Origin of the sequence: Rhodococcus yananensis, from assembly GCF_020515525.1 — a bacterium.
Classification (GTDB): Bacteria; Actinomycetota; Actinomycetes; order Mycobacteriales; family Mycobacteriaceae; genus Rhodococcus; species Rhodococcus yananensis.
Genome location: NZ_JAIYEP010000123.1, coordinates 1 through 7609 on the forward strand (window position 1 = coordinate 1; position 7609 = coordinate 7609).

Consider the following 7609-nt stretch of genomic DNA (forward strand, 5'->3'; position numbering starts at 1 on the left):
GTGCCCGCGTGACCCGGTGCCCGCGGGAACGCGGGCACCGGGTCCGGATTACCGGCAACCGCCGCAGGAGCGGCGAGGTCGTGTTACGCGACGGCCGTACCTTCGAGTTCGACCATCTGGCCGGCGATCGCCAGTCGTGTCACCTCGAGCATCGTGGTCGTGGGAGCGACGGAGGCCGCGCCGAGTCTTCCGGCGAGCACGCCGTAGTGCGAGAACAGTGCGTCCACGTCGGTGGTGTACACGTTGAGGCGAACGAGGTTCGCCAGGGACATGCCGGCCTCGGTGAGCACGGCTTCGAGATTGTCCACGGCCAGCGCGAGCTGCGCAGCGATGTCCCCCTCGTGCTCGGGCCGGCCGTCCTTGCTCATCGAGGTCTGCCCCGAGATGTAGAGCGTCCGGGTCTCCCCGGAGACGACCTCACCCTGGTTGAATCCCATCGCCAGCGACCACGTCACCGGGTTGACTGCTGTTCGTTCCATCACCACTCCCATCGCCTCGCCTGCGTGCGCCCGGTGGCCCGGGTGGCCGCCGTCCTCGACGCCCGCACAACGAGCCTCCCGACAAATCCCGACACCTTCTGTCATATTTTTGGTAGGAAGTGATGCTGTGCGCGCCGATCGGTTGGTCTCGTTGGTGCTGTTGTTGCGTCGGCGAGGTCGGATGACCGCGGATCAACTGGCCGAGGAATTGGAGGTGTCCACGCGCACGGTGCTGCGCGACATCGAGGCACTGTCCACGGCCGGCGTGCCCGTGTACTCCGATCGCGGGCGACACGGCGGGTTCTCCCTGCTACCCGGTTTCCGCACGGAACTCACCGGGCTGAACCACGACGAAGCCCTTGCTCTGCTGACCGCGGGGTCGCGCCGAGACGAGAAGACCTTCGGTCTCGGTACCGCCCTCGCCTCCGCGCTGCACAAGGTGGTCGACGCGCTTCCCGACGGCCACCGAGCCCGCCTGGACGATGCCGCCACGCGATTTCTGGTCGAGCCCGAGACCGACCTTCTCTCACGACGGACGGTCACCGAGGAGGTGGCGCGCGGCGTCATGAGCGAGGTCCGGCACGCCGCGCTCACCGGGCACAAACTCCGCTTCCTCTACACCGCACCGGGCAAGGAGCCGCGCCGGCACACGGTCGATCCCATCGGGCTGGTCACCGTCCGCGACCGCACCTACCTGCTGGCCACCGAGTCGGGGGAGGATCGCACCTATCGACTCTCTCGCATGACCGTCGCCGAGGAGCTTCCGGAACCCGCCGAACGTCCCGCCCGGGTCGACCTCGACCGGATCTGGGCCGAACGCAGCGCCCGGTTCCTGTCGGCGAACCACATCCCGGTGGTGGTCAGGGTCGAGCGGACGCGACGAGAAGAACTGTTGGACACGGTGCGCGCGGTGCGCGCCGAGGAACCGGAGACCGACGGCCGGGTCCGTCTCGACGTGACGTTCGAGGATCTACGACATGCAGTGTGGGCGATCTGGCAGCTCGACACCGCCGCCGAAGTCCTTGCGCCCGAGTCCGTGCGTGCGGCCCTGCGCGCCCGGGCAGCAACTCTCGCTGCCAGATACGAGCATTCCCCGGAATGAACGGGAGTCGCCGACGTCGAGCCGGACCTCCACGTGATCACCTCAGCTCGGGCGGTAGGTCGCGCGCCTCGAGCTCCATTCGACGATCGTTGGTGGCGCTGATCCTCTCGGCCATCGCCACCTTGTCCTTCAGCAGCTTCCACTCGGATTCGGCGATCGCGGCGGTCGCGTCGGCGATGACCTTCTGGTCGCGGGTGCCCCAGGAGATCGGCATGGGGCTGACCATCTGCCACACCTCGGACTTGTTCTTGCTGGTGCGATCCGACATCACCGCGACCGACGGCACGCGTTCACCCACCCGGGCCCGGTGTCCGGGGATCGCTGCCACGTCGCGGGTGACGAGTGCGTAATGGTGTGCACCCGACTCGGGTTTGGCGATGTCGACCAGCGCCAGCAGGGTCATCCCGCGTGGACGCGCCACGGCGACGACGGCCGGCACCAGCGGACTGTCGTGGTACAGCTCCTCGATGGTGCCGACCTTGCGGGGCACCCACAGTGCCACCCACACCGACGTCGCCGTCATGACCAGCAGCACCGTCCCCACGACGTACGACCACGGTCGGCCCAAGTAGAACAACCACACCGCGACGGCAAGGCACAGCGCGGCCACGACGACAGCCGACCAGCGGAGGCTGCGGACCTCCGCGAGGGTCTGGTTGACCGACTTGGCATGGGACATGTCGACGGGGAACTCGAATCGGCGCACGCGGCCAGCTTATGGGACCGTGTCCGGCTGCCGGCCGGGTGTGCAGGTGCGGACCGACCCACCCGCGCCCACCCGGACCTCCGCCCACCGGCCGCCCGGGTCAGCCGATCGCCGGGCCCAGCAGATCGTCCGCGTCGGTGATCCGGTAGGCGTACCCCTGCTCGGCGAGGAACCGCTGCCGGTGCGCGGCGTACTCGGCGTCGAGCGTGTCGCGGGAGACCACCGAGTAGAAGTGCGCCTGCCCACCGTCCTGCTTGGGACGCAGCAGTCGCCCGAGCCGCTGGGCTTCCTCCTGTCGGGACCCGAACGTGCCGGACACCTGCACCGCCACCGACGCCTCGGGCAGGTCGATGGAGAAGTTCGCGACCTTCGACACCACCAGCACCTTCAGCTCACCCCTGCGGAACCGATCGAACAGCGCCTCGCGTTCCTTCGTCTTCGTGGAGCCCTTGATCACCGGTGCGTCGAGTGCCTCACCGAGTTCGTCGAGCTGATCGATGTAGGCGCCGATCACCAGCGCCGGAGAATCCGGGTGCCGGTCGAGGATCGACCGGACCACCGCCGTCTTGGTGCGGGCCGTCGAACACAGCTTGTAGCGCTCGTCCGGCTCCGCCACCGCATACGCCATGCGCTCGGCGTCGGTGAGGGTCACGCGCACCTCGACGCAGTCGGCCGGCGCGATCCAGCCCTGCGCCTCGATGTCCTTCCACGGCGCGTCGTACCGTTTCGGCCCGATCAGGGAGAACACGTCGCCCTCTCTGCCGTCCTCCCGCACCAGGGTGGCGGTCAGCCCGAGCCTGCGGCGGGACTGCAGGTCGGCGGTCATCCGGAACACCGGGGCCGGCAGCAGATGCACCTCGTCGTAGATCATCAGCCCCCAGTCGCGGGAGTCGAACAGCTCGAGGTTGCGGTACTCGCCCTTCGACTTGCGGGTGATCACCTGGTAGGTGGCGATGGTGACGGGGCGGATCTCCTTCTTCTCCCCCGAGTACTCGCCGATCTCCTCCTCGGTCAGCGACGTGCGCGCGATCAGTTCGCGTTTCCACTGTCGGCCCGCGACGGTGTTCGTCACCAGGATCAACGTGGTGGCCCCGGCCTTCGCCATGGCCGCCGCACCCACCATCGTCTTGCCGGCGCCGCACGGCAGCACCACGACACCGGATCCGCCCGCCCAGAACGAGTCCGCGGCCATCTCCTGATAGTCGCGCAGGTGCCACGGGTGTGTCGCGAAGTCCAGTTCGATCGGGTGGGCCTCACCGTCGACGTAACCGGCGAGATCCTCGGCGGGCCACCCGACCTTGAGCAGCATCTGTTTGAGACGGCCGCGTTCGCTCGGATGCACGATCACGGTGTCGTCGTCGATCCGTGCGCCGAGCATCGGCGCGATCTTCTTGTTGCGCATCACCTCGGCGAGCACCGCGCGATCCAGGCTCGCCAGGGTCAGTCCGTGCGCGGGATTCTTCACCAACTGCAGCCGCCCGTAGCGGCCCATCGTGTCGACGATGTCGACGAGCAGCGGCTGCGGCACCGCGAACCGGGAGAACGTCACCAGGGCATCGACGACCTGCTCGGCGTCGTGCCCCGCCGCGCGTGCGTTCCACAGGGCCAGCGGGGTCACCCGATAGGTGTGTACGTGCTCCGGAGCGCGCTCGAGCTCGGCGAACGGTGCGATCGCCTGCCGTGCGGCGTCGGCCCGCTCGTGGTCGACTTCGAGGAGCACGGTCTTGTCGGACTGGACGATCAGCGGGCCGTCGGGCACGGACGCCTCCTGGGAGAACGGTGGAGAAGCAGAACTTCACCATTGTCCAGGCGAGCAGGGTCGCGCGCCACCTCCGGACACCGCGGACCGGCGCGGATCGACCGTCGCTGCGAGGCGACGGACGCGAAGGGCGGCGCGCTGCTGCGCGCCGCCCGTGCGTCCGGACATCACCTGCCCGGGCCCCTACCCCTCGAGGTCAGCCCGCGAGTGATCGGCGCACCTCCATCACGCACACGAGGGCCTCCGAGATCCCCGATCGGTACCCGGCGTCCTTCTCCGACGAGGCGGGACACGAATCCAGTTCGCTCTCGAGTCTGTCCTGGATCCTGTCCAGTGCGTGCATAGTTCTCTTCATCGGTAGTTCTCTTCGTCTTTCATGCCGGGTGGTCTTTCATGCCGGGGTCACGAGGGCGCCGGCGCGTTCGTCGAGGACGAAGACCCGGGCGCGTGCCAATGCGGCACGGTAACCGAGATCGTGCGGGTTCGTCCCCCGTCGAGGGAGCGTGTTGATCTTCTCGTACAGTGCTTCGAGCACTGCGATTTCGGTACTCATCACGATCGCGAAATCAGCTCCGCTTCCGCTTACGGATGAATTCTCCGTCCTCCGAGGCTTTCCGGCGCTTCTCCGCGCGCCGTTCCTTCGCGCTCTGCGCGGGCTTCTTCAGGGCTTTTCCCTTGTCGGCCATTGTCGCTCCATCTTCCGAAGTGGCAATCACTCAACAGATTCACACCATACGTCATTTCCACAGGAAAGCCAGTCGCGTGAAATGTGCCGTCCCGCGGGAACTTCTGTCGATGTGACGCCCGCCGTCGAGGTGAGCGGATGTATCGCTCGATCGATCGAGTCGATCGAGCGATACATTCGCACGCAACAGGTTTCGCTCGGATGCGGTGGAAGTGTGGGTGGTCAGTCGACGAGCGCGACCGAGGTGATGCGGTGCAACACGAAACTGCGCACCTCGTCCGCGGCCGGGTCGAACGCGTCGAGCCGCCCACCGCCGACGGACACCGGGTCGACGATGCGTCGGGTCGCGACACCCTGCGCGTCCACGTACCCGATGTTGACGCTGCGGTGCTTCCCGACGGCGAGCTGCAGCAGAGCCATCGTCGCGGCACTGCCACCGCGGCTACCGTCGCCGCGCACCGATGCGGTCGACGGCGCCGAGGCCGCGCGGTCGCCGGCGCGCAGGGTCCGCACCAGCGTGGCGAGTTGGTCCTCGCTCGGTGGCTGCGGGCCGGTGTAGCGGGGGCGGGCGCGGTGCGCGACGACGCGGGCGCCGCGCGGACGCAGGTCCAGCACCGCTCCGGACGCGTCCTCCCCGGCGGGGGAGAAACCGGCGCCGCGGAGTGCGGTGAGGACCTCGGCGAGCGGGGCCTGCGAGATCGCGACCGTCGGTGCGACCGCACGCAACGCGAGGGTGGTCGCGACCGGGGCCGCCAACACCTCGGCGAGCAGCGCGGGATCGTCGGCGCGCACGAACGACGACGCGATCCCGGCGCGCAGCCGGCCGTGCCGGCGCGCGACGTCGTCGATGAGGTAGGTCAGCGATTGGGGGACCGGTGTGCGGGAGTGTCGTGTGAACAACGCGTGCAGCTCGTCGGCACCGAGCCCGGTGTCGAGCGCGCGCCGCACGGTGGCGTCCCCGATGCGGTAGACGGTGGCGGCCCCGGCGGATTCCACGTCGGCGACCAGTTCCATGCGGGCGGCGAGGTCGGGGACGAGGGGGCCCGGCGCGACGACCGTCAGGTCTGCCTGGACGAGGATGTGGTCGACCGGTTCCGGGAGGACGTCGGCCATCTCCCGCTCGGCGTCGCCGCCGTGCAGCAGGGCCTTGCCGGGGGAGGAGAGCCGTCCGTGCGCGACGAGCGCCAGGGTCGTCGCCTCCCGGATCGTGCCGGTGACCGTGTCGGCGGTGAGCCTGCCCGCCCAGCGGGGACGCCGCCACGCGGCAGCCGCGCGTACCCGCGCGGGGTCGTCACCGGTGTGGTCGGCGAGAACCTCGAGCAGCAGTGCCCGGTCGCGGGCCGCGGTCGGGTGGGTGACCTCCTCCGAGAGCGCGGCCACCGGTTTGTCGTTCTGGTCGCGCTGCCCGATCAGCCACGGTCGGCGCGGTGAGGCCAGCCAGGCGCCGGCCAGCACGGCCCACCGGTGTGCGGGAGGGGACGCGAGCCACGAGTCGACCGACGTCGTCGGAGCCCAGAACTCGTCGTGGTCGCCGGGAGGTTCCGGGTCGGGTACGCCGCGACCGACCAGTCCCGCCGCGGCGAGTACCTCCACGAGCAGCGCGGTGTCCTCGTCGCTCCGCCGCAGCGACTTGGACAACCGATGCAACTCCCGGACGCCGAGCCCGCCGGACTTCAGCGCCGGCGCCGGCTGGTCGCCGAGGACGGTGAGCAGGTCGCCGCAGTGCCGGAGCAGTTCGAGCGCTGCGCCCGCCGCCGTGGCGTTCACATCGCCCACCGTGCCGGTGGCTTCGGTCGCCGGCGGGGCCGTGAGGGTGTCCGGGTCGAACGGGGCCTCGCCGCGCAGGATCTGGCCGACGCGGTGCGGCAGTTCCACCGTCTCGTCGTCGATGCGGTGCAGCAGACCGGCGGCGAGGAGTTTCTGCACGGGGCGGTCCGGGTCGGTGTCGACCGCGGCGTCCCGGGTGCGTCCGACGGGGGAGGTGCGCGCGAGGGTGTCGAGGACGCCGCGCTGCGCATCGTCGAGTTCGGTGAGCAGTCGACCGATCTCGTCGTCGTCGAGCGTGCGCGCACCGGTGACACGGCCGACACGCCACGGGACGGTGTCGACGGCGGTCGGTACGAGCCGCAGCGAATCGGCGGTGCCCCACACGAGCAGGTGTTCGCGGAGCCGGTCGAGGATCCGGTCGACCGAGCCGGCGGTCAGGCGTCCGCGCAGCGCGGCGACGAGAGCCTTGCGGGTGACGTCCTCGCCGGTGGCGCCGAGCCGGGACAGGGCTTCGATCACCCCGAAGTCGGCGGTGGTCAGATCGTCGGCGGCGCGGAACACCGAGGCCCGCTGCCGGGCGCGGCCGGCCAGCACGGTCATCGTCGCAGGTGGCGGCACCACCAGGTCGGGCCGGGCGCGCAGCAATACCGTCAGATCGGTGTCGCGACGGGACGACAGCCACCGGGCGAGGGAGTCCTCGCCCGACGCGGTGTCGGGAGTGCCTGGTGCCATTCGTCCCAGCCTAGAGACCTGGGATGGCCTCGTCCGAACGGACCTGCCAAAATGAGCGGCATGGCTGACAAATCGAAGAACCAGTACGTCGACCGTGGGTGGCCGCAGCTCGCCGACGGCGACCATGCCGTGACGGAACTGTCGTCGACGCGTTCCGGACCGCTGTCCCCCTACGGCGAGGACACCGAGTTCCCGCTGCCCGTCGAGGACCTGCCCTACACACACCCGCACACCGTCGTCAATCGCTGATCTTCGATTCTTCCGCGCCGAACCGCGTCCACCGCGACCGCGCTGTTCATCGGGGTGACGCTCACGTCCACGATCGTGGTGGGTATCGGCACGTTGAAAGCGGGTGCGCCCGCAGTGATCGACGAGAACT

At 69.6% G+C, this 7609-nt stretch carries 8 protein-coding genes; 2 read left to right on the forward strand and 6 right to left on the reverse strand.

All coding sequences use genetic code 11. The features are described 5' to 3' along the window. Positions 1 to 83: 83 nt before the first annotated feature. Complete coding sequence (locus LDQ05_RS18770) at positions 84 to 479, reverse strand: RidA family protein (protein ID WP_226438470.1); 396 nt, start codon at positions 477 to 479, stop codon at positions 84 to 86. Between the two features lie 127 nt (positions 480 to 606). Between LDQ05_RS18770 and LDQ05_RS18775 the strand changes: the two genes are divergently transcribed. Next, positions 607 to 1581, forward strand: coding sequence for a helix-turn-helix transcriptional regulator (locus LDQ05_RS18775; protein ID WP_226438471.1), 975 nt, complete (start codon positions 607 to 609; stop codon positions 1579 to 1581). A 37-nt stretch (positions 1582 to 1618) separates the two neighbouring features. Here LDQ05_RS18775 and LDQ05_RS18780 read toward each other — a convergent pair whose 3' ends face one another. The 5 genes from LDQ05_RS18780 to LDQ05_RS18800 form a co-directional block, all read right to left on the reverse strand. Next, the gene (locus LDQ05_RS18780; RefSeq protein ID WP_226438472.1) at positions 1619 to 2287 is read right to left on the reverse strand and encodes a DUF3239 domain-containing protein; all 669 of its coding nucleotides are present in this window, start codon (positions 2285 to 2287) and stop codon (positions 1619 to 1621) included. A gap of 100 nt (positions 2288 to 2387) precedes the next feature. Then, entirely contained in the window at positions 2388 to 4046 is a 1659-nt protein-coding gene (locus LDQ05_RS18785; protein ID WP_226438473.1) for a DNA repair helicase XPB, read from the reverse strand. A 196-nt stretch (positions 4047 to 4242) separates the two neighbouring features. Then, positions 4243 to 4401, reverse strand: a complete 159-nt coding sequence (locus tag LDQ05_RS18790) for a hypothetical protein (RefSeq protein ID WP_226438474.1) — start codon at positions 4399 to 4401, stop codon at positions 4243 to 4245. A 36-nt stretch (positions 4402 to 4437) separates the two neighbouring features. Beyond that, positions 4438 to 4599 carry a hypothetical protein gene (locus LDQ05_RS18795; RefSeq protein WP_226438475.1) on the reverse strand — a complete coding sequence of 54 codons (162 nt, stop codon included), beginning with the start codon at positions 4597 to 4599 and terminating at the stop codon, positions 4438 to 4440. A 354-nt stretch (positions 4600 to 4953) separates the two neighbouring features. Beyond that, positions 4954 to 7230 (reverse strand): helicase-associated domain-containing protein, encoded by a 2277-nt coding sequence (locus LDQ05_RS18800; RefSeq protein WP_226438476.1) that lies wholly within the window; start codon positions 7228 to 7230, stop codon positions 4954 to 4956. Positions 7231 to 7290: 60 nt separating this feature from the next. On the opposite strand from LDQ05_RS18800, the gene LDQ05_RS18805 reads away from it, so the two are divergent. Next, complete coding sequence (locus LDQ05_RS18805) at positions 7291 to 7479, forward strand: hypothetical protein (RefSeq protein WP_226438477.1); 189 nt, start codon at positions 7291 to 7293, stop codon at positions 7477 to 7479. Positions 7480 to 7609: the final 130 nt, after the last annotated feature.